We start from the raw sequence: 24,509 nt of genomic DNA on the forward strand, positions 1-24,509 counted from the left end.
GGGGCACGACGGCTCTCCTTATTGTTTTTCGCGGGACGTACTCTGTGCGGATCGAACCTTGTGCGCTGATTATAGGCATGAAAATCATGCCGAAACGCTTTCGTTGGATTAAAAGTTGATGTCAGCCGATCAGGTGCCGATGCGGTCGGCGGATTCGCGCGCCCTACGACTACGCCGCCGATTGAACCATGCGCGGCTGACGCAAGCGGCGCAACGCAGCCGCATCGTCGAGCGCCGCCACGAGTGCATCGACCGCATCGGCAAGACGTTGCGCGGTCGCGCCGCTGAGTGTGTAGGCGCCGTCGACCACCGATATCTCCCCCTCCGTCGCGAAGACATTGCCGAGTACGTGCTGCGCGCCGAGCGACGCCAGAACAGGCTTCAGCGCATAGTCGAGCGCGAGCAGATGGGCAAGGCTGCCGCCGGTGGCGAAAGGCAAGACCGGCTTGGACGCCAGGGCCGAGCGCGGCAGCAGATCGAGGAAAGTCTTGAGCAAGCCGGAGTAGGAAGCCTTGTAGAGCGGGGTCGCGATTACGACGGCCTGAGCCTCTTCGACGAGCGCGAGCGCGGCGCGCACGTCCGGGTCGCCGAAGTCGGCGTGCACGAGCGCGGCCGCGGGCAGTTCGCGAACATCGATGCGTCTGACCGGAATGCCATGCGCATGCAGCGCGTTTTCGGCGACATGCAGCAGGTGCGCGCTGCGCGAACGGGCTGCCGGGCTGCCGGATATCGTGACGATAGGGTTCAAATTGGGTCTCCCGGCTCAGCGTTGCTGGATCGTCACGTCGCCGTGCAACTGGCATTGGCAGGCGAGACGATGACGTGCATCCCTATAACCGAGAAAGGCGAGCAGGCGCGTCTCGTCCTCGTCGGGCAGCGACAGGTTGGCTGCGCCGTCGATCACCTCGATCACGCAGATGCCGCACATGCCGGCCCGGCATCCGAAGGTGAGACCCGCGAGTTGCAGCTCGGCGGCATCGGAGAGATAGGCGTCGTGGGGCAGCGTGAAGCTCTCGCCGGTCGTGCTGACGTGTACTTTATGCATGTTCAGGCCCAGGTGCGACGGCTGCCCCGTGTGGGCAGCCGCAGGTTATCGATTCACGCGGTCGCCATTTCCGTCACGGGCGGCGTTCCGACCGTGGTCTCGTAAAGCTCGCGGAAGTACATGGCGAGGATGGTCTGAATGTCGTCGAAATAGCGCAGCACCTTTTCGACGTCTTCTTCCGAGTGAATCAGGTAGCGCAGGATGCGCCACATCTCGCCCGCGTGATCGTCTCCGACATCGGTGTTGATGTGCGCGAGCTGGCCCTTGATCTTCTCGTCGCCGAGCGTCGTGCGCAGCGATTCGATCTGGCGAGGCGTGAGCTTCGCCGTCGTGTACTCGACCAGATAGCTCGATGCAACCACCCCGAGCGGGCTTTCGTGCTCGCAGAGAAAATAGAAGAACCCTTGCAGCAGACGGGTCGCGAGGAACGGCTCGGTGGCAAGCAGTTCCTCCTGCGTGACGCCGAGCGCCTTGCAGTCCTGCATGAACAACTGGTCGTGGTTCATCTCTTCGGACTGGTATTGCCCGTAAAGCTGCGCGGCTTCCGGCGAAATCTGCGTGATCGCGTGCAGCGCCTTGCAATGCGCCGAGCGGCTCAGACGAATGCGCCAGACATGCTCGATCGTATGGCGGCGATACCATCTGCTGTCCAGCTTCCGGCTTTCCAGGTGGTTGGCATAGGGAACGGTGGCGGCCCATTCGGCCATCTTCCCGTCGAGATACCGGTCGAGCCGGGCCCGCACTTCCTGGCCCTCGGCGAGTGAGTAAAAGGGTGTCGGGCGGTCAATGCCGCATCGGGTCACGCGATTCATGGTCTTGTCCTCGAGAATGGAATGGGCGGCGCGTCAGGCCGCATCGGAATAACGCACGACGAGCTTCTGGTCGAGCATGGCCGCGAGCGCATTCAGCTGGGTCGCGATCTCGTCGATGGGCACCTTCCAGAGCGCGTTCAGAATGAAGATGCCGCGCTCCGAGTCGGGCAGCCTCGTGCCCTCGCGCACCGGGCTTTCGATGATGTCCGGCTGCGGCGCGAGCTCGTGTGTCGACAGCGTCGCGAGGGTGCGGTTGCGCTGGCCATAGCGGCTGAAGAACACGGTGCCCTGCTGCATGCTCTTGTCGCGTCGGCGCGTGCTCTCGCGCAGCACGTCCAGGTCGTCGCGCAATGCGCGGCGCGTGGCGTCGGTCGTGGCGCACAGCATCCGGACCCATAGTTCGAGCATCGAAAGGCCGCCCGTGAAGATACCGATGCTCTGGTTGATGAGCGCGCCGCCCATGCGGGCATTGATCTCGATGATGTCCCAGTGCTCGTCGCGCGGATCGTGGCGCGCCTCGATGTGATAGCACCCGTCGCGCAGTTGCAGCGCCGCGAGGCATTCATCCACGAAACGCTCGCCGGCGAGCTGTTGCGCATCGCTCAGGCGCGGCGCGGGAAGCGAGTTGCTGGTTTCGAGCGTCGTGCCGCTCGAATCGTCCAGATACTTCGCGTGCACGCCGATGACATAGCTCGCGCCGCCCATCGCCAGTACTTCCAGGCTGTACTCGTCGCCGTGCAGGTAGTCTTCCGCGATGAAGTCGAACTGGCCGGCGAAGATCGCCCGAAAGGCCTGATCCTCGCGCATCTGCTGCTTGAGCGTCTGTAGCCGCCCGGGCGTCAGCGTATCGTCGAGCCGGAAGCAGGCGAACGAACCGGCGCCGCGCCGTGGCTTGACGAAGAGCTTCCTCCCGCTCGCGCGCAGCACGCTCAGCGACTCTTCATCGAGCACGGTCGCCACCGAGCGGCTCAAGCCTCGCTCGACGAGAGACTGGCGGCACAGATACTTGTCCATGCAGCGACGCACCGCCGCCGGATCGACATCGACGGCGCCGAGCCGCTGGTTGGTGAGCGCCATCAGCACGCGGTAGCCTTCGAACGTCGCGAGCGATGCGATGATCGTGAAGCCTTCGTCGCGCGCCTCGGTCAGCACCATCGACACATGGGATTCGTCGAGGTGCTCGTCGTCGACATGCCAGAGGCGGGCGGGGCTGAGCGCGTTCAGTTGCTCGAGATCGCGCACGTCGCGCGGTTTCGAGCTGAGAATCACCAGGGCGACGTCGAGTCGTTCGACGTACTCCTTGATCATCGCCGCATAGGAGCGGGCCTGGTGTGCGAAAAGAAGCAGGGCGGGTTTCGTCATGATGTGTCAGGGCTCGGTGGTGGTGATGGAGAACGCGTTGAGAACATGGGCGACGTCGCTTTCGACCTCGTCCGCGGACGTCGAGTCGAAAAGAAAGCGGCCCGACTGCATCGAGCAGTAGCCGTCTTCGTGCTCGATGAGCTGGCCTTCGTCGGGCACGAGCTGGCGGTAGAGGCTGCGCAGGCGGTCATCGAAGCGCGTGACGGAGCGCACGCGCAGGGGCAGGCCATCGGGGCGAGGGAACATCAGCCACGCGCCGATCGAGCGCTGTTGCGCGCGCAGCGTGGCGTCCTGCCCCATGCTCATGTTGACCCACTCGCAGAACAGGTTGATGCCGGTGGCCCGATGGATGACCGAAGGCACGTCCGCGCCGCCGACACGCGCGCCGACTTCCAGGAACACGAGTTCGCCTTCGGCCGTGTGAAAGAGCTCCAGGTGAAACGGGCACGCCTTCAGACCGATGGCCTCGATGCAGCGCGCCGAGAAACGGCTCACCGTTGCATGAAGCACGGTGCCGGGTTCCAGCGTGATCGCACCGAGCGGCGCGCCGAAGGTGAAATCGAGGCACGTGTTGAGATAGCGCGAGGGCACGACCAGCGTGACGTTTCCTGAAGGATCGACGAGCCCGTCGATGTGCAGCAGCGTGCCGTCGATGAACTCCTCCAGGTCCCACGTCTCGTGCGCCGGCAGCGCGGACACGCTGGCGCGCAACTGAGGCGCGTTCTCGATCCTGCGTACGCCCTGGCTCGACTGGCCGTTGGTGGGTTTCAGGATCAGCGGATAGCCTGCGCTCGCCGCGAACGCGAAGGCGTCATCCACTTGCCCCGCCGTGATCGCGGTGTAGCGCGGGGTGCGCAGTCCGGCGGCGGACACTCTCGCTTTCATGAGGAGCTTGTCGCGGCCGAGGCGATTCTCGGCCGTCCATTTGCCGGGGATGCGAAACTCCTCGCGAAGCTGCGCGCCGAGGTCCTGCAGCGACTCGGAAAAGACGATCAGGCGATCGATCGGCCCGTGCTCGCTCGCGATTCGCGAGAGAATCGGCCGGTACGCCGCGATGTCGTCGAGCCGGTCCAGTTCGTACACGCTGTGGCTGCCCGGCGGCGCCATGATCGCCGAGCGGCCGCGGCGGTTCACGATATAGCTGACGTCGTGCGCTTCGTGATCGAGAAACGCCTCGTAGCACACGAGATGGAAGTCCCATCTCGCGGTGCCGGGAAAGCGCGCGAGGTTGTTGATGATGACGACGTTCACGCTTCCTCCTCGGTCGTATGGGTCAGGCTCTCGGGCTGCTTGAGTTCACCGATGGCGGCCACGAGCCGCCCGATCTCGTCCGCCGTGCCCACGGAGATGCGCAGATGACCGGGCAAGCGGTACGCGTGCATCGCGCGCGTGATCAGGCCACGCGCGAGCAGGCCTTCATAGACGGCGGGTGCGGCCGGTCCGAAATCGGCCAGAACGAAGTTCGCGCTGCCGTCGGTGACGGGAATCTTCATCGCGCCGAGCGCATCGACGAGCGTGCGCCGGCCTTCGCGCACCTGCGCGACGATGCATTCCATATGCGCGCGGTCGTCCAGTGCCGCCGCCGCGCCGGCCGCCCCGACACGATTGACGGGAAAAGGCGGGCGGACGCGGTTCAGCCAGTCGATGAGGCCCGCATCGGCGATGGCGTAGCCGATGCGCAGCCCGGCGAGGCCATACGCCTTCGAGAATGTGCGCGTGACCACGACCCTGGGATGGATGAGCGGCAACTGCGCGTTGAAGGCCGACGCGTCGTCCGATGCGAATTCCGCATAGGCCTCGTCGAGCACCAGGACGACATGAGCGGGCAGGCGCTCGACCAGGTCTCTGAGCCGCGCCGCATCCAGCGCGTGGCCCGAAAGCATAAGCTCTTGCTCCTGTCATCGGTCAGTCGACTCGTCCCCGAACGAATCGTGAAATCAATGTAGATCAGGAAATACCGCTTGAGCACATCGGTCGATTTAATTGACGGCGCGTCAGAAAAAGTGCCGGTGAAATAGCCCAAGGCGGTTCAGCGAATGTGCACGGGCCTGCGCGGATTCAAGGCGCGCCGTCAGCGATGAGCGGACCGGGATGCACCGCACGCGTTGAGCGCGGCTATCGGCCCGTCAGAATTTCTTGCATCGATGAGTTAGCGCTTGCGATGAGGTTTGCATCGCACCTAAGCTCGTTTCAACTTCAACGAATCCATGCGGAGCAAGCGATGAGACCACTGAGATTCCACTGGTGCGCGCCCAGGGGAGACGGGAATACTAAGGCATCCGAAAAGGATCTGGCGAACGAACTGAACCTCGACGGCATGATCGATTTCGTCCAGGAGGCGGAAGACCTGGGCGTGGATTCGCTGTTGATGGGGATCGGGTTTCACCTGCCTGACCCGCTGCCGCTCATCGGCGCACTGGTCCGGGAGACGAGGAAAGTGACGTTCATTCTCGCGTATCGCCCTGGGCTGATGCCGCCGACGCTGTTTGCCCAGGTAGTGAATACGATTTCGTGGATGTCCGGCAAGCGGATTTCGCTGAACATCGTCGCCGGCATTTCGCCCGAGGAGCAGGCGTACTACGGGGACTATCTGCAGCATGACGATCGCTATCGACGCACCGATGAATATCTCGCCGTCCTGCAGCGCTTCTGGCACGGCGAATCGCCGATAACGCACGAAGGCGAGCATTACCGCCTGAGCGGCGCGAAACTCGGGCTGCCGTACAAGGACGGCGATCGTCCGCGTCTCTATCTGAGCGGCGCTTCGCAGCAGGCGCAGGAAAGCGCGGTGCGTTGGGGCGATTGCTGGCTGCGTTATGGCGACACGCCCGAAGGCATCGCAGCGGCGAGCCGGTTCGTGCGCGATGCAGGGCGGGAGGTGGGGATTCGCATGCATGTGCTCGCTCGCGAAACCCACGCCGAGGCGCTTGCCGAGATCAAGGCGATGATGGCCAATCCGGACGAGCAGCATCGACGCAACGTTCGCGAGTTCGTCAGGCACTGCGACTCGCAGGCGGTGAAGACCTCGTTCCGGCTGGCGGAGCAAGCCGTCGACGAATGGTTGTCGCCGGTGCTGTGGTCGGGCGCCGTGGCGTATCGCGGCGGGCCGGCGCTGTGCCTTGCGGGCAGCTACGAGGAAGTGGCGAAGAGTCTCATGCAATACAAGAAGGCCGGCGTCACGGAGTTCATCTTTTCGGGCTGGCCCACCCACGGCGAAATGCGCCGTTTCTTCCAGCATGTTGTCCCGCTCGTGCGCAAGCTCGAAGCCAGTGAAGGTGAGCACGAGGAGATAGCCCTTGTCATCTGATGCCATCGACAGCCGCAAGGCCCGGCGCCTGCGCTGCTTCGCCGCCGGGCTGATGCTCGGCATCGTCGCCGAGCAGACAGTGCTTTTCGCGGTGCCCCTCATCATCTATCAGGAAACGGCGAGCATGACGTATTCCGGCATCGCATTTGCCGTCGAGTGGGTGCCGGCACTGATCTGCTATCCGTTTGCCGGCGTGCTCGCCGACCGTGTCGGTGGAAAGCGGCTGTTTCTCCTATCGAATGCCGGGCGTGCGCTATGCCTCCTGATTGCGGCGCTCGTATGCTGGACGGTTCCCGGCGCGACGATCGCCGCGCTCATGATCAATAGCGCATTGCTCTCCGCGTTCATGGCGCCGATTCGCATGTCGGTGGAAAAGACCGTTCCGGCGCTTGCGGAAGGCGACACGCTGGCGCGCCTGCAATCGCTGGTGCAAAACGCGGAATTGCTGTCGAGAGCGCTCGGGCCGGTGCTTGCCGCGGGACTGGCATACCGGCTCGGCAAGCTTCCGCTGCTCGTCGTCGCGGCAGGTGCGTTCGCTGCCGCCGTCCTGTGCTGGCGCGGCATGCCGACAGGGCTGTCCGCAAAAGCCACACCGAGCCGCGTGGGGCAGGAGCTCCTGCTCGGCTGGAAGCTTCTGATCCGTAACCGGCCGGTGCTCATGCTCGCACTGGTCAACTTCACGATCAACCTTGCGTTTGCCATCGCGATCAGCGCCAATGCCTACCTCATAACCGGGCTCTTTCATGCGCCGGACAGCGTCTTCGGCCTGATGAACACCGCCGCGGGCTTGCTCGGCTTCATCAATCTGCTGGCGATGCCCCGTTTGCTGAAAATGTGGTCGGTCTATCGCATCGGGGCGTCGGGATTCGCCGTGATGTGCATCGGCCTCGCGTCGATGGGCTGGACGGACACGCTGTGGGTCTACGCAATGTCATTTCCCGCTGCGATGGCCGGCGTCGCGTGGTTCAACGTATTCAATCGCACGCAGCGGGCGAGGGCGATCGAGCCCGAGCACCTCGGCAAGGTCATCGGTCCGTTCTATCTCGTGAACTCGCTCTCGTATCCCATCGCCGGGCTCATTACGGCGGGCCTCGGACCCGCGCTCGGCGTGCAGCACATCATGCTTTTCATGGCGGGGCTTCTATCGCTGCCCGGCGCGGCGTTGCTATGGCTGACGGCTCGCGGGTTCCGTGCAAAGCTGGATGACAAGGGTCCGCAGGAACATGCGTCGGCGTCCGCCGCTGCGCCGAAGTGCGCCGGACGAGCGTAGCGTCATCGGCCGCGCTCGTCGGGTGCAATGTCTTCACGGGGTCGTGGGTGCCGTCGCATGACTCGCGACTTCCGCGCCGCTCATCTGCAGTATCTCCCGCGCGCTGTTGACGATATCCGAGGAGATCGCCTCGCAGACTGGCGGTGCTGCTCGCCAGTGATGCCAGTACAACGTGACGTGCAGCGGCATGTGCCGCATCACATCGACGAGTTCGCCGCTGGCGAGCCGTGAGCGCACGGTCTGCTCCGGAAGCAGCCCATAGCCCACGCCCGCGACGATCGCCTCGAATTGCGAAGCGGCCGAGGGCAGGAAGTTCTTGCGATAACGGGCGGCGGCGACACCGAATACCGTGTCGAGATACCGGTCCAGCATGGCGGTGCGCTTGCCGAGCAATACGGCGGGCGCGGACGTGGCCGAATGAAGGGTGAAGCCTTTGCAAAAATACCGCAGCATGAAGGCCGGACTCGCAACGCAACGATAGGGCATGGTGCCGATGAGCGTGGCGGCGCAACCGCGCGCAGGCCGCGGCACGGTCGAGACGCAGCCGATGATTTCCCCGCGCGTGAGAACCGGAAAAGCCGGATCAGCGTCATCCACGACGATTTCCAGTTCTATCGTGTTGCGTTCGATCAGGCGCTGGGCGACGGCGCTGAACCACGTGTCGATCGAATGCGCATCCACGCCGATGGCGAGCGGCATCATGCCTCGTCCCTCGACGCCATGCGGGCGCACCTGGCTGTAGGTGTCGGCTTCGAGCAGCCGAATGGCGACCACATGCTTGAGCAGCACCTCGCCGACCGCGGTGAGGGCCAGCGGCTTGTCGCGCACCAGCAGGACGGTCGATAGTGCCTCTTCCAGTGCCTTCACGCGTTGTGAAATCGCGCCGCGCGTCACATTGAGCCTCTCGGCCGCGCGTTCGAAACTCAAGGTTTCGACGACGGCTGCGAAAGCCTCCAACTGATGTCGGTCGAGCATCATCAGTTTGCTCCTCAAAATATAGTCAGTACGCGCGTGCATCATGTCGGCACGCGTCGGCCAAGCAACGAGCATCGAGTGGCCAGGGCGATGCATCGACGGCGCATCGGGAAGGATGGTCCGCAGTCAGGCGAATTGCAGGCACGAATGATGCCAATCGACGGTTGCTGGCGCATAGCGGCGGCAAATTGTCGGGCGGGCGCGAGGAACCCGCCGTCCGGCGCTCATTGCAGCGGCGATTGTCCCGCTGGTGCCGCGAGTTCGCCCATCGCGTAGCGTTTCGATCGAATCATGTGTCGTTATCGTGTTAACAAAAGGCGGCGCACTGTTGGATCGCTTCCATCTGGCGTTCGCCTTGTCGAGAACTGGTTTGAAGCGGCCATGGCGATCGACGCGCAAGCGTGTTGGCGTCGATCAAGGCGCAGCGCACGTTCGTGACAACGATAGGCGAGCTTGCAAGCAATACAAACCCTCCAAAGGAAGGCATGTGGTTCGAGTGGCTGCTTTCGCCGAGCGCCTAAGCGCTTTCGACTAATTAGTCGTCGAACTCGCCGGACTCCAGAGCATCCGCGAAATCCGTGAGCCATACGGCGAAGTGATCCGTGTCGTAGCTCGCCGTTTTGCCGTTGGAGATTCGCGTGACGGAGATCTGCCGCGTGGCGCCGGTTGAGTTGTCCGCCGGGACCATGACATTGTCCGTAATCCGGAAATCACGAAGTTCGAGCCCCCGATTCGCAAGCACGGCTTTGACGTCTTCTTGTTCGTCCCAGGAAAACTGGGAGAAGTCATGGGCTGTCATGCGGTCTCCTCGCAAGGGTGGGAAAAGCATTGCGCTCAGTCGCCAGTTTGCCACCGGTTTAAAACCCGACATCTGTATTTAGCTGGCGCTACGACATTTCTATCTGGCCGTGACATAAAATGTCACGGCCAGATTGAAATGTCCGATGCCTGGCTCATTAGAAATGTCCGGTTTGTCGGTTGAATCTCTCCCTGCTTCTGGTCATTTCCCCACCGCGGCTGCCCGCGTTTCGGCGGTTCTCAGCACGGCCGCATTGAGCTGTTCCTGGGTCAATTCGCGCTGCGTTCGCGTGCCCACCTTGCGTTCTTTGGGCCGCGGAGCCAGCCCCTGGTTCGTTCGCGATGGCATGCCTGAAGCGCAGCGATCATCGCGCTGCGCCTGCAACACCTGTGCGACTTGCAACGCGTGCCCCAGCCGTTTGTTGTCGACCACCGCCCCCTGATCGATCTCCGAGAGTCGATCGTATTGCCGATAGGCGAGGGCCGTGCCATTTACCCGAATCTCGATGCGCCCGTCTGGATATTCGAACACATCCAGATACTGATGAATCAACGCGCGATTCTCTGGCGTGTCGTCGAGCATATAGATCACCCGGTCATACTGCACCGTCAACGCCTGGGTGACGCGGCGCGGCACCCGTGACGTGAGAATCAGCTCGAGCGATTCGTCCGCGCGCAACGGTCGATGTGCATCGAACGTGCTCCTGGGCGTCTTGCCGAAGCGGCCATTGAAGTCGGCGGCGAAGTGGGGCGCATACGCATTGGCGGCTTCCTTGGTGTTGATGCCGCGTAGCCGCAGCTCCTTCACCAACCGGTCCTGCAGCGTCAGATTGGCCCGCTCGACACGCCCCTTGGCCTGGCTGCTGTTGGCACAGAAGGCGTCGATGTTGAGCTCGTACAAGGCCCGTCCAAACTGCGTGACGCCTTTGCCGGCGGTCTCGGCGTGTCCATTGCAATGAAACACCGCCGCCTTGTCGCTGTACAGCGCAACCGGCTTGCCATGCGCTTCGAGATACTTGCGCATGGCCTCGAAGTAGCTGAAGGTAGACTCCGTCGCGGTGAAGTGCAAGATCATCAGCCGGCCCGTCGCATCGTCGATGAATACCAGCAGCGTGCAGGCGGGGGCGCGATCTTCGAACCAGCGATGCTCGCTGCCGTCGATCTGAATCAGTTCGCCCAGACACGAACGACGGTTTCTCGGCTGGTGCAGTCTTGGCGGACGTTGCTTACGCGGAATCCATAGGCCTGCATCTCGCATCCAGCGCCGCACGGTCTCCTTGCCCAGCGCGATGCCATGACATTCACGCAGTTTCTCGCAGGCCAGCGTCGGACCAAAATCGACGTAGCGCTCACGCACGAGCGCCATCGCGCGTGCTCGCAGATCGGCGGGCAACTCGCGGTTGCTGGGCTGCCCGCGCTTGCCTGAAATCAGCCCAGCCGGACCGCTTGCCACATAGCGCCGCGCCAGACGACTGATCTGGCGTTCGCACAGCCCCAGTCGTTCGGCAGCCCGGACCATCGTCAGCCGATGTTCGCACACCGCCTCGATCACCTTAATGCGCTCGAGTTCGTTCATAGTCGCCGTGATGAAACCACGCTCGTTCATGGCGAAACTCCTTGAAGACGCTCGCATTCAGCGTGCGCTTCGCGGAGCGAAACCGGACATTTCTAATGAGCCAAAACCGGACATTACTTATATGGTCGCCTCCCATTTGCAAGGTAATTGTTCGTAGCAAGGAGGGTGGTTGCGGACTTATATCCGGACTCGATCGCGGGCATGCCCGCCGGCCCCGATGGATTTCGCCGCAAAGGTCCTAATCTAAATAGCGGACTCGAAGTCCGAGTAATGTCTCAGGCTTGCCTTTGCGCGGTCCAACCTGTCTTGCCATCGTTCAATCCACCTGTGCAACCGTGGATAAGTTTTACGTTGCGTAGCTTGCTTACTGCAGTGGTGAGGCTTGATACGTTCGTCCATACGCAAGCAGCGCCCAAATCGTTCGTGCCATCTTGTTGGCGAGAGCGACAGCAACGACGTTCGTCGGACGCCGAGTCAACATCAGGCGCAATCGCTCCGGCAAATGCCTTGAGCTTGAGATCACCGCTCGAGCACCGTGAATCAGCAGCGTTCGCAAATAGACGTCACCGCGTTTGCTGATGCCTCCAAGCTTCGTTTTGCCTCCGGAGCTATTCTGTCGCGGCACCAGACCAAGATAGGCAGCGAACTCGCGTCCGGAGCGGAACGACTTCGCTTGTCCGATTACCGATACCGCAGCGGTCGCGGTAAGAACACCGACACCAGGAATTTCGGAGATACGGCGACATGCGTCGTCGTTGCGCCGCCATTCCTGAATGCGATGTTCGAGCAATTCGATCTGCTCGTCGAGCATGCGAAGTCGCGAGAGTTGATCTTGCAGACTGTCCGTCAGCATGACGGGAAACTGGTCATCGAATGACACTAGGGACGCTTTTGCAGCCTCAATGGATGGGCGACGGCCTTGCGGCAGTACGATGCCGAACTCGTAGAGCAATCCACGAAGCTGATTGATGTGCATGACGCGAATCCGGACCAGTTGCTGACGGATCCGGTGCAGCGCCAGCATGGCCTGCTGATCTTCGGTCTTGACTGCGACGAACCGCATGCCAGGGCGCTGGGCGGCTTCCCAGATTGCGGCGGCATCAGCCGCATCGTTCTTGTTCGACTTCACGAACGGTCGTACGAACTGGGCCGCTATGAGCCGCACGTCGTGGCCGAGTCGTGCCAGAGTTCGGGCCCAATGATGAGCGCTGCCGCAAGCTTCCATGACGACGCGGCATGCCGGCCGGTTCGCAAAGAACGGCACGAGCTGCGCACGTTTGAGCGCCTTGCTGTAAATCGCGCCGGTCTGAGGATCGACGTAGTGAATCTGGAAAACGCGCTTGGCCAGATCGATGGCGATGGTCGTGGATTCCATCTGGTTCTCCTTGACGGCGAACACGCCGAACCAGCAATGTCGCACGCTCCAGTCAACCGAACTGCGGCGACGGATGACCGCTAAGGCGGGAGGCGACCATTCCATCTAAAGAGCTCTAACACACAAAAATTCGCTAATTTGTATTATGTCCACTAACACATGCACCCACATCCCAAAATCCCCCAACCGCCCAAATCCCGCACAATCATCCCAAACCCGCCCATACGCGACCCCAGCCGCGTCCCTCCAACATCCCGATGAACACACGTCTCTTCAGCCTCGCCAAAATTCCCTTCTTCCTCCCGCTCGCCAGCGCAACCTTGATGCTCGGCATCGCGATGTCGTTCACCGCGCCGTATCTCTCGCTGTTCAGCGTCGAACAGGCCGACATGACGCCATTGCGCCTCGGCGTCTTCATGACGGTGATCGCGGCGAGCGGCGTCGTCGCCAGTGCATTCGCGGGCAAATGGTCGGACCGCCACGGCCATCACCGCGAGCTGCTGCTCGCCGCGCTCATCGCGTCGGCGCTCGGCTTCCTTCTGCTGTGCCTGCTGCGCAGCTATCCCGCGCTGATCGCCATTGGCATCGTGTTTCTCGGCGCGGGCGGCGCCGCCATGTCGCTCGTGTTCTCGTTTGCACGCGCCGCTTTGCCCGTCGATGACGAAGCCGAACGCGCACTCGCGCTCTCCACACTCAGAACCGTGCTGTCGATGGCCTGGGTCTTCGGCCCCTCGGTCGGCGCGCTGGTGCTGGCCGCCGCGGGCTTCTACGGCCTTTTCCTGTTCGCGGCCGCGTGTTTCGTCGCGTGCGGCGGCATCGTCTGGCGCATGCACGATTCGCCCAAGGGTGATCCGCACAGCGCGCCCGCGCACTACGCGGGCGATCCGTCGTCGCTCCTCGAAGTGACCGCGCCCGATACCGACGAACTCGTGCCGCCGCACGCCGGCGCGCCGCACACGCGCGCGGAAATCTGGCGCGCGACCGTGGCGATGACGCTCATCGGGCTGGCCGCGAGCGCCACCATGATCGTCCTGCCGCTGTACGTCGTCCACGGCATGCACGGCACGCGCATCGACGTATCGGTCATGCTCGGGCTCGGCGCCTTCCTCGAAATCCCGATGATGCTCGCGCTCGGCGCACGCGGCTCGCGCCTCGACAAGCAGCGATGGCTCGCCGCCAGCGCCGCCGTGCACACGGTTTATTTCATCGCGGTCGCGGCGTCGCAGAGCATCCGCTTCCTGATTCCGATGCAGGCGTTCAACGCGTTCGTCGTGTCCGTCATCTCGTGTCTCGGCATGATCTATATGCAGGACCTGATGCCCGAACGGCCAAGCTCGGCCACGGCGCTCTTTTTCAACGCATCGCGCGTCGGCTCGATTCTTTCCGGCGTGCTGTCGGGCGCGCTCGTCGCGGCACTCGGATATCGAGGCACGTTTCTCGTCTGCGGCGGCATCGCGCTGGGCGCAGCGGTCCTGTTCGCGAATCCGCCGTTCGGACTCATCGCGCGCCGTTCGTGGCACTGGTGGAAGTCGCGGCGCGAGCCGGCCCGCTGAAATGGCAATATAAGCACACGCCGCCGACCGACACGCCCAACATGCCCCAGCGCCTCCCGCCGCTCAACGCCCTGCGCCTCTTCGAAGCCGCGGCGCGCCATCGCAGTTTCAAGCTCGCCGCGGCCGAGCTCAACGTGACGCCGGGCGCCGTGAGCCACGGCATCGGCGCGCTCGAAAAGCTGCTCGGCGTCGAGTTGTTCGTGCGCGAGCCGCGCGGCCTGTCGCTGAGCGCCGCCGGCGAACACTACCTGCCCTATATCGCCGAAGCGTTCTCGCTCATCGCCATCGGCACGCGATCGCTGGCCGACCGGCGCACCCGCCGCTCCATCTCTGTGACCTGTGCGCCTACGCTCGCCGCCCGCTGGCTCGTCCCGCGCCTCGCCGATTTCCGCGCGCGCTGGCCCGACGTCGACGTCAGCGTCGATACCTCGCGCCGTCAGGCGGGTTTTCCCGTCGATGGTTTCGATATCGGCCTGCGTCTCTCGCGCGGCCCGGTGGACGGCGCATCGTGGCAGCGTCTTTTCGGCGAGCGTCTCGTCCCGCTTTGCAGCCCGGCCTACCGCGCGAGGCTGTCGGGCGCTGACGGCAGCGCGGATCTCTCGCGCGCCACGCTGATTCACGTCGATACCGCGAGCCAGGACTGGCAGGCGTGGATGGACGGCGCGGGCATCGACGGTCTCGATCTTCGCGGTGGTTTGCGCTTCGATACCGTCCAGCTTGCCTTCGACGCCGCCGCGGCGGGGCTTGGCGTCGTCATCGGCAGACGGCCGCTCGTCGATCGCGAACTGACGGAGGGCACGCTGGTGGAAGCGTCCGCGACGCGCGTCGAGACGCAAACGGCCTACTGGCTGTGCGAGTCGCCGCACGCGAGCGAGCGCGCGGATCTCGTCGCGTTCCGCAACTGGCTGATCGAACAGGCGGCCAGTTTCGCCGAAGGCGAAAAAGCGAGCGATTGAACTGCGCTCAACCGTCCGCGAAAAGTTTTCGTTTGCCAGCACGGACGTTCGCCTGCGACGATGGCGGCAAGGAGGAACACGCGCCATGTCGAGCCTATCCGCCACGAAAGACACGAGCCGCGCAACGGCGTGGGCGCTCATCGCCGCCGCCGGGCTGATTTTGAGCGCCGCGATGGGCGTGCGTCAGACCTTCGGGCTTTTCATCGGGCCGTTTTCCTTCGATCGCGGTCTGCCCGTCACGCTGATCGCCTTCGCGATCGCGCTGCACAATCTCGTGTGGGGCTTCGCGCAGCCGTTCGCGGGCGCCGCCGCCGACCGCTACGGCGCGGCGCCCGTCGTCGCGACCGGCGCGGCCACGTTCGCCGCCGGGCTCGCGCTCGCCGCCGCCGCGACATCGGGATGGATGCTCGTGCTGGGTCTCGGCGTGCTCGTCGGCATCGGCATCAGTTGCACGAGCTTCGGCGTGGTGCTCGCGACGGTCGGACGCGTCGCTTCGCCGCAAACGCGCAGTGTCGCGATGGGCCTCGCCAGCGCGGGCGGCTCCCTCGGGCAAGTGCTGATGGTGCCGTTCGCGCAGGAAATCCGGCTGTACGCGGGCGTGCCGGCGTCGCTCTGCGCGCTCGCCTTCGTGCTGCTGCTCACCGCGCCGCTCGGCATCGTGCTCGATCGCGCGAGCCGTCGTCATCGCGTGGCGGCGGCGTCATCGCATGAAACGCAGAGCGCCGCCATGCCGCTCGCCGAAACGCTGCGCTTCGCGACGCGTCATCGCGGCTACCGGCTGCTGACGCTCGGCTTCTTCACATGCGGTTTTCAGCTTGCGTTCATCGCCACGCATCTGCCCGGCTATCTGATGCTGTGTCACATGCCGGTCGGGCTCGGCGCAACGGCGCTCGCGCTCATCGGCCTGTTCAACATGTTCGGCAGTTGGGGATGCGGCTGGCTCGGCGGACGCTGGCGGCAGCAGCACGTGCTCGCGTGGCTCTATCTGATTCGCGGCGGCACGATCGCCCTCTTCGTGCTGCTGCCCACGACGAGCGTTTCCGTCGTCGTCTTCGCCGCCGTGATGGGCCTCACATGGCTCGGCACGGTGCCGCTGACCAACGGCCTCATCGCAAAGGTGTTCGGCACGCGTCATCTCGGCACGCTGTTCGGCGTCGTGTTCCTGAGCCATCAGCTCGGGTCGTTTCTCGGCGCGTGGCTGGGCGGCTATGTGTTCGACACGACCGGTTCGTACTCGCTGATCTGGGGCGCGACGGCCATCGCCGGGCTGGTCGCGGCCCTACTGCACTTTCCGATCGACGACAGGCCCGTCACCGAGGAATCGCTCGCCGCGGCCTGAAAACGCGCCGCTAGCGCTTCAGCAGCCAGCTTCGCAGTCTTTCCGCGTCCTGAAAGTGCCCGTGCACGCTCGGCGCGCCGAGGATCACGAAGAGCGTGGGACGCCCCCGCACCGTCGCGATGACGATGAGGCAATGCCCCGCCTCGTTCGTGAAGCCCGTCTTCTGCAAGCCGACATGCCACGCATCGCGATACACGAGCGGATCGGTATTGCGATACACGAGCGGCCCCTCGCCGCCGAGCACCAGCTTGTGATGCGACGTCGCGAATTCGCGGATCGTCGGATAGCGGTACGCCGCACGCGCGAGCCGCGTGAGATCGCGCGCCGTCGATCCGTTGTGCGGCGAAAGACCGGTCGGATCGACGAAATGGCTGCGGTTCATGGCGAGCCGCTTCGCGGTGCGGTTCATCGCGCGCACGAAGCCCGCGCGGCCGCCGGGATAATCGCGGCTGAGCGCGAACGCGGCGCGATTCTCCGACGACATCAGCGCGATATGCAGCATCGTCTTGCGCAGCAAAAGCGAGCCGACGGGCAGCCGTGAGCGCGACCACTTGAGGCGATCGACATCGGCATCGGTGATGCGCGCGGGCTTGAGCAGCGAATGCTTCGAGTCGAGCACGACCATCGCGGTGAGCAGCTTGGTGAGCGAGGCCACGGGCAAGCGCCGGTCGGCATGCTTCGCGTAGAGCGTGCGGCCGCTCGTCAGATCGACGACGATCGCGGCGCGCGCCTGCACGGCGGGCTGCTTCGCGGCGGCAGCGCGCTTCGCATGCGCGATGAGCGGCGCCAGGCTCGCGAAGAGGAAGACGATGAAGAGCAGATGCAGTTTAAGCATGACGCGTCCGGATGCGCGTCGAAATTGAGCGTCGATGTGGCGGCATGGTGCGGCGGCGGACGAAAGAGTCCGCTACCGTATGGGGCGAGGCTTAAGCGAAACTTAAACCGCGCAGTTCGGCCTCGACGCGCGAACGTCCCGACTCAATTCGCCCTCGATCTCAGCGCGGCGAAGAGATCGACGGTGAGCGCAACCGCCAGCGCCGCCGCGCCGATTGCGAACAGCAGGCGATAATCCCCGCCGCTATTCGAGAACAGAAACGACAGTCCATACGCGGCAAGCGCCTGCAGCACGGCGAATCCCGTCGTCGCGGTGCGCCACGCGCCCTTCTGCGCGGCCGGATGATGCGCGAGCAGTTCGTTCACGCGTCCGAGCACGAGCGGCACGATGCCCGGCGTGAACGCGCCGACCACCACGCTCGACACCATCAGCAACACCGCGCTCGACGACACCGCCGGCAGCGCGACGGCCACCAGTTGCACCAGATACGCCACGCGCAGCGCAGGCCCGAAACCCGCGCGATCCGCGAGATGGCCGGCGAGAAGCGGTCCCGCGATCGCGCCGAGCCCATACAGCACCCAGAATTGCGCGCCCGCATCGACGCCCTTGCCGAGGCCGCGCGCGACGAAATCCACGAGAAAGATCATGTGCGGCACGAGCCCCACGGCGTTCAGCGCATATTCCGCGAACAGCGCGCGCAACGCGGGCGGCGACGGCGCTTTCGCATGCGTGTGTCCGTGCGCGTGGTCCTGCGCCGGCGCTTCGTCCGACGGCCAGCCGTGCCACGCGACCATCGTGAGCAGCAGCGACACCGTCGCGAGCCCGAGCCATGTCTCGGTCAGCCCGTGCCGCAGCAGCAGCGGCACGATCGTCCCCGACGCGGCGATGCCGAGCCCGATGCCCGCGAAGATCGCGCCGCTCGCAAAGCCGCGGCGCGACGGCGCGACATGCGCGATGATCGTCGGCGCGGCGAGCACCATCAGCGCGCCGCCTGAAATGCCCGACAGAAAGCGCCACGCGAAGAACCACAGGAACGACACCGGAAAAGCGCACGCGACGAACGCGATGGTGGCGAGGATCATCATCGCGCGCAATACGGCGGCGGCCTGCGCGCGCCGTGCGAGCCAGCCCGCCGCGAGCGCGCCCGCGAGATAGCCGCCGAGATTGGCCGCGCCGAGATACGCCGCCGTGGACGCCGGAAACCAGTGCGCGCCGATGATGGCCGGCAACAGCGGCGTATAGGCGAAGCGCGCGAGCCCGATGCCGACGAGACTCGCGCTCGCCCCGGCCAGCACGCCGCGCCAGACCTGAAATGTGCCACTTTCCGATTGATTCGAGACTGCGTATCGCATGGTGCCTCCCTGCCGCATCGGGCACGGTCTACGCGCCCTTCGATGAAGGCCAGTCTATATTCGATCGAATCGAGAGAGAATCGCCGCGAGCCGGAAGTCAATCTTCCGCTAGACGGTCGAATCGAGTTCCAGCCGCTTGAATTGCTGGCGCAGGCGCGGCGTGGCGAAGTCGACGAACGCGCGCACCTTCGGCACCGACAAACGCCCGTGCGGCGTCAGCAAATGGACCGGCAACGGCGCATGCTCGCTGTCCGCAAGCACGATTCGCAGCGACGCGTTCTTCACTTCCCTGGCGACGTGATAGGAAAAGAGCCGCGTGAGGCCGTGGCCATCGACGGCCGACGCCACCGCCGCCCGCACCGTGTTCACAATGAAGCGCGGCGCGAACTGCACGACCTGCGGAATGGCCGCGCCGCCCGATGTCGGAAAGCTCCATGAATCGAGGCCGAAATGCGTCATCGAAATGACCTGATGCTGCGCGAGATCGGCAGGCTTGCGAATGCGCGGATGCTTCGCGAGATAACGCGGCGACGCCGCCACCACGCGCCGCACCGCGCCCACGGGAATCGCGATCAGCGTCGAGTCCGACAGATGCGCGATGCGCAGCGCCACATCGATACCTTCATCGATCAGGCTCACGGGCCGGTCGAGCAGTTGCAGGCGCACGGAGACAGCGGGAAAGCGCGCGAGAAAATCGTCGATCAGCGGGCGCAGGAAGTCTTCGCCCGCGGCGACGGGCGCGGTGATCGTCAGAAGCCCGCGCGGCGCCGAGCGTTCGTGCGCGATCAGTAAATCGGCTTCTTCGAGATCGGTGAGAATGCGGCGGCACGCGGCCGCATAACGCTCGCCCGCTTCGGAGAGCCGGATCGTGCGCGTCGTGCGATGAAGCAGGGCCGTGCCCGTATGTTCTTCGAGAAACGCGATCGCCCGGCTCACGGCGGCGGGCGAGCGGCCGAGCCGCCGCCCCGCGCCTGCCAGGCTGCCTTCGTCCAGCGTGGCGATGAACACTTTCATCGCGTCGATACGGTCCATGTCGGCTCGGTGCTTCAGGGGCGAAGCGCCAAGTCTACCGCCTCAGACCACCGAGATCGTCACGTCGATATTGCTTTTCAGCGCCTTCGAGTACGGGCAGGTCTGATGCGCCAGGTTCGCGATTTCCTCCGCCACCGCGCGCTCGATGCCCGGCAGGCTCACGTTCAGCCGCGCACGCAGCAGATACGCTTCGCCGGCCATGCCGAGATCCACTTCGGCATCGACGGCGGTGTCGGCGGGCAGGCGCGTCTTCAGCTTGGCCGCGGCCTTGCCCATCGCGCCGATGAAACACGCCGACCAGCCCGCGGCGAGCATCTGCTCGGGATTGGTGCCCGCGCCCGCCGATCCGGGCGGCGAGAGCTTCACGTCGAGACGGCCATCGGTGCTCTTCGCATGGCCTTCGCGGCCTCCGACGACGCGCGTTTTGCCGGTGTACAGGACGGTGTCGATCTGGGTCATGATGATTTCCTCGTGAGTGCGTTCGGAAAAGTGGCTGGGCTTAGTGATGCGCGAAAAGTCTGGCGACGTCGTTCGTGTTCACGCCGCGTGCGCCCGATTGCGTGGCGCCGTCGGCGATACCGCCATAGGCCTGCATCGGCATGGCCGCGCTCTCGCTGGCGATGGTCTGCGCGCTCACGCCGCGCTGCGAAGCGGGTGCGCCGGCGAGCGGGTCGTAATGCGGCGCGGGGCCGTAGCCGCTGCTGGCGAAAGCGGAACCGGCTGCGACGGCGCTGACGGCGATGACTGCGGCGGTGACGAATTGCTTGATCATGATGTGTCTCTCTTCGATGATGTGGAAAGGGTGTTGAAGCGAATCAGCTGCCCTGATACAGGCTGCGCAAGGCGGCGATCTGGCCGTCGCGCTGCGCCTGCACGAGTTCCTGCTTCACCTCGGCGCGCGTCTTGCCAACCACCGTGCGATTCGCGATGGCCTGCTGGGTTTGCACGTCCACCGTGCTGCCGTGGGTCACGGCGGCATGGGCTACACCTGTCAGAGCGCTGGCGGCGAGAGCGAAAGCAACGATCGTGGATTTCATGGCGTTTCTCCTTGAGCGAATGAATCAGTCGGGTCGAATGGGTTGAGGCACGTCGGCTTTCGCGGTGTTCGCTTTGCGTTTCACTCGTCAGCCGTCGATGTGTGTATTTGAAGGCTCGCAGGTATCTGCCATGTGTCCCGGAACCGGGTGTTGTGCAATGTTTTGTATCGCCCGCGGTCCAGATACATTGCGATACGAAAGCCCGGTTCAGCGGGCGGCCAGGAGCGTTTCGATGGCCGCTTCGGTCTGGGCGTCGCCGCCCTCGCCCGCTTGCGTGTGGACGACGCGCCCGTGTCGATCGATCAGATAGCGCGACGGCCAGCGCTGGTTGCCGTATGCGGCCCACGTCGCGTAGCCGTTGTCCTGCGCGACGGGATACGCAATCCCGAAACGCTCGACGGCGCGCTTCACGTTGTTCGTGTCCTCTTCGAACGGAAACTCGGGCGTATGCACGCCGACCACGACGAGCCCCTGGTCCGCGTATTGGCGATGCCACGACTTCAAGGCCGGCAGGCTGTCGATACAACTGCCGCACGCAAAGGCCCAGAAATCGACGAGCACGACCTTGCCGCGCAATTGCGCGAGCGTGAGCGGCGCGCTGTTGATCCATGTGTCGATGCCCGCGAACTCGGGCGCGATGGCGTTGTGGATGGACCGGTGCATGACGAAAACCTCCGAATGCGGTAGAAATCGGGGCGGCGCGCACGATGCGCACTTTCCCGGCATAACCGCATTGGACTGCGCGGGCGTATCCCGCTTGTGTCGGGTCGCGGCGCGCTGCGCAATGTTATGTATCGCGCGGCATGCGGGATACACTGCGATACAAAAGCCCCGCCGAAGCGCGCTATAACGCAGTCATCGGTTATCGGCGGGAGCAAAAAGATGAAACGCATACTGGCGGTGCTCGCCTTTCTCGCAGGCGGAATAGCGACGGAATTAGCCCATCCGGTTCAGTGTCTGCTGGTCAGTCCGGGCCGGGTGCAACTCAAGCGTCAACGACAACGATCCATTGATGGAAACCACTGATCACGTATTGATCGTCGACGACGATCGCGGCATTCGCGAACTGCTCGCGGAGTATCTCGAGAAGAACGGCATGCGCGTGTCGCTCGCCGCGAACGGCCACCAGATGCGTGCCGTTCTCGACCAGCAGGGCGCGCCGGACCTCGTCGTGCTCGATCTGATGCTGCCCGGCGAAGACGGTCTCGTGCTGTGCCGCGAACTGCGCTCGGGCAAGTTTCGCGACGTCCCCGTGCTGATGCTCACCGCGCGCAACGAGGAAGCGGATCGCATCCTCGGCCTCGAAATGGGCGCGGACGATTACCTGCCGAAGCCTTTCGCCGTGCGCGAACTGCTCGCGCGCATCAAGTCCGTGCTGCGCCGCACGCGCATGCTGCCGCCGGGCATGGAGGTGAGCGAGTCGTCGCAGATGCTCGCCTTCGGCGACTGGCGGCTCGACACGACCGCGCGCCATCTGCTCGACGCCGAAGGCACGATGGTCTCGCTCTCCGGCGCGGAATACCGTCTCCTGCGCGTGTTTCTCGACAACGCCCAGCGCGTGCTCACGCGCGATCAACTGCTGAATCTGACGCAGGGCCGCCAGGCCGATGCCTTCGACCGCTCCATCGACCTGCTCGTCTCGCGGCTGCGCCAGCGCCTGCGCGACACCGCCCGCGAGCCGCGCTACATCAAGACGCTGCGCAGCGAAGGCTACGTGTTCTCGGCCGAAGTCACCCCGATCGAGTCGCCTCGATGAGCACGCTTTCGCCGCTTTCTCCGCGCTCGATGCTGCACTGGCCGCGCACGCTGTTCGCGCGGCTCGCGCTGATTCTCGTCGTCGGCCTGGCGCTCGCGCAGACTTTCTCGTTCCTGCTGACCATGCACGAACGCGACGAATCGATGACCAACGTGATGGTCGGCTACGTCGAACGGGAAGTCGCGAGTTCGGTCGCGCTGCTCGATCACCTGCCGCCCGCCGAACGCGCCGCGTGGCTGCCGCGGCTCGCGCGGCGCAGCTACGAGTTCATCCTCGGACCGGGCGAGACGAACGGCACCGTCCCCGACGCCGCGCTGTCGGAGCGCTTCGCGCGCTCGATCGGCGATGGCATCGGCAAGCGCTATCCGCTGACCGTCAACGCGGTGCCCGGCCACAAGGAGCGCTTTCAGGTGCATCTGAAGCTGTCGGACGGTTCGCCGCTCACCATCGACATGCGCCCGATGGTCGGCACGCCGCTCTCCGCCTGGCTGCCGCTGGTTCTGGTGCTGCAACTGATCGTGCTCGGCGCGTGCTGCTGGCTCGCGGTGCGTCTCGCGACCGGCCCGCTCAAGCGGCTCGCGAGCGCCGCGGACACGCTCGGCCCCGATCTCAAGGCCGAGCGCCTGCCGGAATCCGGCCCGGAGGAAGTCGCGCGCGCCGCGCAAGCCTTCAACGCGATGCAGGACCGCGTCTCGATGTACATGGCCCAGCGCATGCAGATTCTCGCGGCGATCACGCATGATCTGCAGACGCCGATCACGCGCATGCGCCTGCGCGTCGAAACGATGGACGACGAAACCGCCGGCGCGAAGCTCCAGCAGGACCTGAAGGAAATGGAATCGCTCGTGAAGGAAGGCGTCACGTATGCGCGCACGCTGCACGGCACGAACGAAGCGCCGCGGCGCATCGATGCCGATGCGCTCGTCGAAAGCATGGTCGACGATTATCTCGATGCCGGCCAAAGCGTGACGCTCGCCGGCAGCATCGGCGGCGCGCTGATGGCCCCGCCGCAGGCGCTCAAGCGCGTGGTGGGCAATCTCGTCGATAACGCGATCAAGTATTCCGGCGCGGCGGAAATCGAAGTCGCCTCGCGCGCCGATGGCCGCGCCGTGATCGCCGTGCTCGATCGCGGGCCGGGCATTCCCGCCGAATCGCTGGAGGCCGTCTTCGAGCCGTTCGTGCGGCTGGAAGGCTCGCGCAACCGGCAGACGGGCGGCACGGGTCTGGGTCTCGCCATCGCGCGCCAGCTTACGCTTGCGATGGACGCGTCGCTCACGCTGCATCAGCGCGAAGGCGGCGGGCTGGAAGCGCGGCTCGTGCTGAAGCAAGCCGCGTAGGCAGGGCGTCTAACGGCCCGTCACGCGCCGCGCGATCAGCATCGGCAAACGAATCAGAAAGCCGAGAAAAAGCCGCGTATGCATCCACGTGAGCAGCACGTTGTCGCGGCCATAGTGAAAATGCGACACGCCGCCCTCTTCCGGCATGAAGTAGCGCACGGGCGCGTCGAGGTTGATCGGCCGCACGCCGCGCCAGCACAGACGCACCACCGCTTCGGGATCGAAGTCGAAGCGGCGCATCCACGACTGCGAGCGCATCAGCGAAGCAAGCGGCGCGATCGGATAGACGCGAAAGCCGTACAGCGAATCGCCGATGCCCATCCACAGCGTCTCCAGATTCGCCCAGCCGTTCGAGATGCGACGCCCCTGCACGCGCAACTGCGGGGCGCTCGCGTCGAACTTCGGGCGGCCGAGGATCATCGCATCGGGTGCGGCCATCGACGTCTCCATGAACGTGCGGATCAGCGCGGCGGGATGCTGGCCGTCCGAGTCCATGGTCAGCGCATGCGTGAAGCCGAGTCTGGCCGCTTCTTCGAGGCCCGCGAGGACCGCCGAGCCTTTGCCGCGATTCTCCGGCAGGACGATCACGCGCAGGCCGGGATCGGTCTCGGCCATCTTCGAGAGACGCGCGGCGCTGCCGTCCGTGCTGCCATCGACGACGACCCAGACGGGATTCCACTGTTCGCGCGCGCCGCGCACGGTTTCATCGACTTTCTCGCCGGGGTTGTAGCTCGGAATGAGGACGAGATGCGTGGACGATGCGCGAGTCGAAGACATTGAAGATGCAGAAAA

26 protein-coding genes are annotated in these 24,509 nt (G+C 64.7%); 8 read left to right on the forward strand and 18 right to left on the reverse strand.

Features of this window, described 5'->3' with window-relative positions:
- Positions 1 to 169: 169 nt before the first annotated feature.
- The 6 genes from ssuE to LY284_RS32290 are packed head-to-tail and all read right to left on the reverse strand — an operon-like array spanning position 170 to position 5,102.
- Entirely contained in the window at positions 170 to 748 is a 579-nt protein-coding gene (gene ssuE / locus LY284_RS32265) for an NADPH-dependent FMN reductase (RefSeq protein WP_233390434.1), read from the reverse strand.
- Between the two features lie 15 nt (positions 749 to 763).
- On the reverse strand, positions 764 to 1,045 hold the full coding sequence (locus tag LY284_RS32270) for a 2Fe-2S iron-sulfur cluster-binding protein (RefSeq protein ID WP_233390435.1): 282 nt from the start codon (positions 1,043 to 1,045) through the stop codon (positions 764 to 766).
- Positions 1,046 to 1,098: 53 nt separating this feature from the next.
- Positions 1,099 to 1,857, reverse strand: a complete 759-nt coding sequence (locus LY284_RS32275; protein ID WP_233390437.1) for an iron-containing redox enzyme family protein — start codon at positions 1,855 to 1,857, stop codon at positions 1,099 to 1,101.
- Positions 1,858 to 1,890: 33 nt separating this feature from the next.
- On the reverse strand, positions 1,891 to 3,219 hold the full coding sequence (locus tag LY284_RS32280) for an acetyl-CoA carboxylase biotin carboxylase subunit family protein (protein ID WP_233390439.1): 1,329 nt from the start codon (positions 3,217 to 3,219) through the stop codon (positions 1,891 to 1,893).
- 6 nt (positions 3,220 to 3,225) lie between these two features.
- Entirely contained in the window at positions 3,226 to 4,470 is a 1,245-nt protein-coding gene (locus tag LY284_RS32285) for an acetyl-CoA carboxylase biotin carboxylase subunit family protein (protein WP_233390442.1), read from the reverse strand.
- Positions 4,467 to 5,102, reverse strand: a complete 636-nt coding sequence (locus LY284_RS32290; RefSeq protein WP_233390444.1) for a histidinol-phosphate transaminase — start codon at positions 5,100 to 5,102, stop codon at positions 4,467 to 4,469. Before LY284_RS32290 ends, LY284_RS32285 begins: the two co-directional genes overlap by 4 nt.
- Before the next feature lie 338 nt (positions 5,103 to 5,440).
- Here LY284_RS32290 and LY284_RS32295 point away from each other — a divergent pair, with 338 nt between their 5' ends.
- Positions 5,441 to 6,526, forward strand: a complete 1,086-nt coding sequence (locus LY284_RS32295; protein WP_233390446.1) for an LLM class flavin-dependent oxidoreductase — start codon at positions 5,441 to 5,443, stop codon at positions 6,524 to 6,526.
- Positions 6,516 to 7,796, forward strand: coding sequence for an MFS transporter (locus LY284_RS32300; protein ID WP_233390448.1), 1,281 nt, complete (start codon positions 6,516 to 6,518; stop codon positions 7,794 to 7,796). The genes LY284_RS32295 and LY284_RS32300 overlap by 11 nt, the downstream gene beginning before the upstream one ends.
- A gap of 33 nt (positions 7,797 to 7,829) precedes the next feature.
- Here LY284_RS32300 and argP read toward each other — a convergent pair whose 3' ends face one another.
- The 4 genes from argP to LY284_RS32320 all read right to left on the reverse strand — a co-directional run bounded on the left by argP (position 7,830) and on the right by LY284_RS32320 (position 12,520).
- A complete protein-coding gene (argP, locus tag LY284_RS32305; protein WP_233390450.1) occupies positions 7,830 to 8,774 on the reverse strand; it encodes an HTH-type transcriptional regulator ArgP in 945 nt (314 codons plus the stop codon).
- 532 nt (positions 8,775 to 9,306) lie between these two features.
- Positions 9,307 to 9,570 carry a hypothetical protein gene (locus LY284_RS32310; protein WP_233390452.1) on the reverse strand — a complete coding sequence of 88 codons (264 nt, stop codon included), beginning with the start codon at positions 9,568 to 9,570 and terminating at the stop codon, positions 9,307 to 9,309.
- 201 nt (positions 9,571 to 9,771) lie between these two features.
- Positions 9,772 to 11,175, reverse strand: coding sequence for an ISNCY family transposase (locus LY284_RS32315; protein WP_233390454.1), 1,404 nt, complete (start codon positions 11,173 to 11,175; stop codon positions 9,772 to 9,774).
- 334 nt (positions 11,176 to 11,509) lie between these two features.
- Entirely contained in the window at positions 11,510 to 12,520 is a 1,011-nt protein-coding gene (locus LY284_RS32320; protein ID WP_233390456.1) for an IS110 family transposase, read from the reverse strand.
- Positions 12,521 to 12,777: 257 nt separating this feature from the next.
- On the opposite strand from LY284_RS32320, the gene LY284_RS32325 reads away from it, so the two are divergent.
- The 3 genes from LY284_RS32325 to LY284_RS32335 all read left to right on the forward strand — a co-directional run bounded on the left by LY284_RS32325 (position 12,778) and on the right by LY284_RS32335 (position 16,368).
- Complete coding sequence (locus LY284_RS32325; protein WP_233390459.1) at positions 12,778 to 14,073, forward strand: sugar efflux transporter; 1,296 nt, start codon at positions 12,778 to 12,780, stop codon at positions 14,071 to 14,073.
- Between the two features lie 41 nt (positions 14,074 to 14,114).
- Complete coding sequence (locus tag LY284_RS32330; protein WP_233390461.1) at positions 14,115 to 15,029, forward strand: LysR substrate-binding domain-containing protein; 915 nt, start codon at positions 14,115 to 14,117, stop codon at positions 15,027 to 15,029.
- Between the two features lie 85 nt (positions 15,030 to 15,114).
- Positions 15,115 to 16,368 carry an MFS transporter gene (locus LY284_RS32335; protein WP_233390463.1) on the forward strand — a complete coding sequence of 418 codons (1,254 nt, stop codon included), beginning with the start codon at positions 15,115 to 15,117 and terminating at the stop codon, positions 16,366 to 16,368.
- A 10-nt stretch (positions 16,369 to 16,378) separates the two neighbouring features.
- Here LY284_RS32335 and LY284_RS32340 read toward each other — a convergent pair whose 3' ends face one another.
- The 7 genes from LY284_RS32340 to LY284_RS32370 all read right to left on the reverse strand — a co-directional run bounded on the left by LY284_RS32340 (position 16,379) and on the right by LY284_RS32370 (position 21,287).
- Positions 16,379 to 17,203, reverse strand: a complete 825-nt coding sequence (locus LY284_RS32340; protein ID WP_233390465.1) for a serine hydrolase — start codon at positions 17,201 to 17,203, stop codon at positions 16,379 to 16,381.
- Positions 17,204 to 17,346: 143 nt separating this feature from the next.
- Positions 17,347 to 18,555, reverse strand: a complete 1,209-nt coding sequence (locus LY284_RS32345; RefSeq protein ID WP_233390467.1) for a YbfB/YjiJ family MFS transporter — start codon at positions 18,553 to 18,555, stop codon at positions 17,347 to 17,349.
- Positions 18,556 to 18,663: 108 nt separating this feature from the next.
- Positions 18,664 to 19,587, reverse strand: a complete 924-nt coding sequence (locus LY284_RS32350; protein WP_060854065.1) for a LysR family transcriptional regulator — start codon at positions 19,585 to 19,587, stop codon at positions 18,664 to 18,666.
- Between the two features lie 42 nt (positions 19,588 to 19,629).
- Entirely contained in the window at positions 19,630 to 20,046 is a 417-nt protein-coding gene (locus tag LY284_RS32355) for an organic hydroperoxide resistance protein (protein ID WP_041733356.1), read from the reverse strand.
- A gap of 40 nt (positions 20,047 to 20,086) precedes the next feature.
- Positions 20,087 to 20,359, reverse strand: a complete 273-nt coding sequence (locus tag LY284_RS32360; protein ID WP_041733354.1) for a hypothetical protein — start codon at positions 20,357 to 20,359, stop codon at positions 20,087 to 20,089.
- Between the two features lie 43 nt (positions 20,360 to 20,402).
- Positions 20,403 to 20,624, reverse strand: coding sequence for a DUF4148 domain-containing protein (locus tag LY284_RS32365; protein WP_233390469.1), 222 nt, complete (start codon positions 20,622 to 20,624; stop codon positions 20,403 to 20,405).
- A gap of 207 nt (positions 20,625 to 20,831) precedes the next feature.
- On the reverse strand, positions 20,832 to 21,287 hold the full coding sequence (locus tag LY284_RS32370; RefSeq protein WP_233390471.1) for a redoxin family protein: 456 nt from the start codon (positions 21,285 to 21,287) through the stop codon (positions 20,832 to 20,834).
- 219 nt (positions 21,288 to 21,506) lie between these two features.
- On the opposite strand from LY284_RS32370, the gene LY284_RS32375 reads away from it, so the two are divergent.
- Genes LY284_RS32375 through LY284_RS32385 form a run of 3 tightly spaced genes read left to right on the forward strand, consistent with a single transcriptional unit; the run spans position 21,507 to position 23,717 of the window.
- Entirely contained in the window at positions 21,507 to 21,650 is a 144-nt protein-coding gene (locus LY284_RS32375) for a hypothetical protein (protein WP_233390473.1), read from the forward strand.
- Positions 21,637 to 22,380 carry a response regulator gene (locus LY284_RS32380; RefSeq protein WP_233390475.1) on the forward strand — a complete coding sequence of 248 codons (744 nt, stop codon included), beginning with the start codon at positions 21,637 to 21,639 and terminating at the stop codon, positions 22,378 to 22,380. Before LY284_RS32375 ends, LY284_RS32380 begins: the two co-directional genes overlap by 14 nt.
- Positions 22,377 to 23,717, forward strand: coding sequence for an ATP-binding protein (locus LY284_RS32385; RefSeq protein ID WP_233390477.1), 1,341 nt, complete (start codon positions 22,377 to 22,379; stop codon positions 23,715 to 23,717). Before LY284_RS32380 ends, LY284_RS32385 begins: the two co-directional genes overlap by 4 nt.
- A 9-nt stretch (positions 23,718 to 23,726) precedes the next feature.
- On the opposite strand, the gene LY284_RS32390 is transcribed toward LY284_RS32385, so the two are convergent.
- Entirely contained in the window at positions 23,727 to 24,494 is a 768-nt protein-coding gene (locus LY284_RS32390; RefSeq protein WP_233390479.1) for a glycosyltransferase family 2 protein, read from the reverse strand.
- Positions 24,495 to 24,509 lie beyond the last annotated feature (15 nt).

The organism is Caballeronia sp. PC1 (assembly GCF_021353155.1).
GTDB classification, from domain to species: domain Bacteria; phylum Pseudomonadota; class Gammaproteobacteria; order Burkholderiales; family Burkholderiaceae; genus Caballeronia; species Caballeronia cordobensis.

What these genes read in the sequence shown, in the direction of transcription:
- LY284_RS32270 (WP_233390435.1), bottom strand. Translation starts at nt 1,045, where the DNA reads ATGCATAAAGTACACGTCAGCACGACCGGCGAGAGCTTCACGCTGCCC.
- LY284_RS32275 (WP_233390437.1), bottom strand. Translation starts at nt 1,857, where the DNA reads ATGAATCGCGTGACCCGATGCGGCATTGACCGCCCGACACCCTTTTAC.
- LY284_RS32280 (WP_233390439.1), bottom strand. Translation starts at nt 3,219, where the DNA reads ATGACGAAACCCGCCCTGCTTCTTTTCGCACACCAGGCCCGCTCCTAT.
- LY284_RS32290 (WP_233390444.1), bottom strand. Translation starts at nt 5,102, where the DNA reads ATGCTTTCGGGCCACGCGCTGGATGCGGCGCGGCTCAGAGACCTGGTC.
- LY284_RS32295 (WP_233390446.1), top strand. Translation starts at nt 5,441, where the DNA reads ATGAGACCACTGAGATTCCACTGGTGCGCGCCCAGGGGAGACGGGAAT.
- argP (WP_233390450.1), bottom strand. Translation starts at nt 8,774, where the DNA reads ATGATGCTCGACCGACATCAGTTGGAGGCTTTCGCAGCCGTCGTCGAA.
- LY284_RS32310 (WP_233390452.1), bottom strand. Translation starts at nt 9,570, where the DNA reads ATGACAGCCCATGACTTCTCCCAGTTTTCCTGGGACGAACAAGAAGAC.
- LY284_RS32315 (WP_233390454.1), bottom strand. Translation starts at nt 11,175, where the DNA reads ATGAACGAGCGTGGTTTCATCACGGCGACTATGAACGAACTCGAGCGC.
- LY284_RS32320 (WP_233390456.1), bottom strand. Translation starts at nt 12,520, where the DNA reads ATGGAATCCACGACCATCGCCATCGATCTGGCCAAGCGCGTTTTCCAG.
- LY284_RS32325 (WP_233390459.1), top strand. Translation starts at nt 12,778, where the DNA reads ATGAACACACGTCTCTTCAGCCTCGCCAAAATTCCCTTCTTCCTCCCG.
- LY284_RS32330 (WP_233390461.1), top strand. Translation starts at nt 14,115, where the DNA reads ATGCCCCAGCGCCTCCCGCCGCTCAACGCCCTGCGCCTCTTCGAAGCC.
- LY284_RS32335 (WP_233390463.1), top strand. Translation starts at nt 15,115, where the DNA reads ATGTCGAGCCTATCCGCCACGAAAGACACGAGCCGCGCAACGGCGTGG.
- LY284_RS32340 (WP_233390465.1), bottom strand. Translation starts at nt 17,203, where the DNA reads ATGCTTAAACTGCATCTGCTCTTCATCGTCTTCCTCTTCGCGAGCCTG.
- LY284_RS32345 (WP_233390467.1), bottom strand. Translation starts at nt 18,555, where the DNA reads ATGCGATACGCAGTCTCGAATCAATCGGAAAGTGGCACATTTCAGGTC.
- LY284_RS32350 (WP_060854065.1), bottom strand. Translation starts at nt 19,587, where the DNA reads ATGGACCGTATCGACGCGATGAAAGTGTTCATCGCCACGCTGGACGAA.
- LY284_RS32355 (WP_041733356.1), bottom strand. Translation starts at nt 20,046, where the DNA reads ATGACCCAGATCGACACCGTCCTGTACACCGGCAAAACGCGCGTCGTC.
- LY284_RS32360 (WP_041733354.1), bottom strand. Translation starts at nt 20,359, where the DNA reads ATGATCAAGCAATTCGTCACCGCCGCAGTCATCGCCGTCAGCGCCGTC.
- LY284_RS32365 (WP_233390469.1), bottom strand. Translation starts at nt 20,624, where the DNA reads ATGAAATCCACGATCGTTGCTTTCGCTCTCGCCGCCAGCGCTCTGACA.
- LY284_RS32370 (WP_233390471.1), bottom strand. Translation starts at nt 21,287, where the DNA reads ATGCACCGGTCCATCCACAACGCCATCGCGCCCGAGTTCGCGGGCATC.
- LY284_RS32375 (WP_233390473.1), top strand. Translation starts at nt 21,507, where the DNA reads ATGAAACGCATACTGGCGGTGCTCGCCTTTCTCGCAGGCGGAATAGCG.
- LY284_RS32380 (WP_233390475.1), top strand. Translation starts at nt 21,637, where the DNA reads ATGGAAACCACTGATCACGTATTGATCGTCGACGACGATCGCGGCATT.
- LY284_RS32385 (WP_233390477.1), top strand. Translation starts at nt 22,377, where the DNA reads ATGAGCACGCTTTCGCCGCTTTCTCCGCGCTCGATGCTGCACTGGCCG.
- LY284_RS32390 (WP_233390479.1), bottom strand. Translation starts at nt 24,494, where the DNA reads ATGTCTTCGACTCGCGCATCGTCCACGCATCTCGTCCTCATTCCGAGC.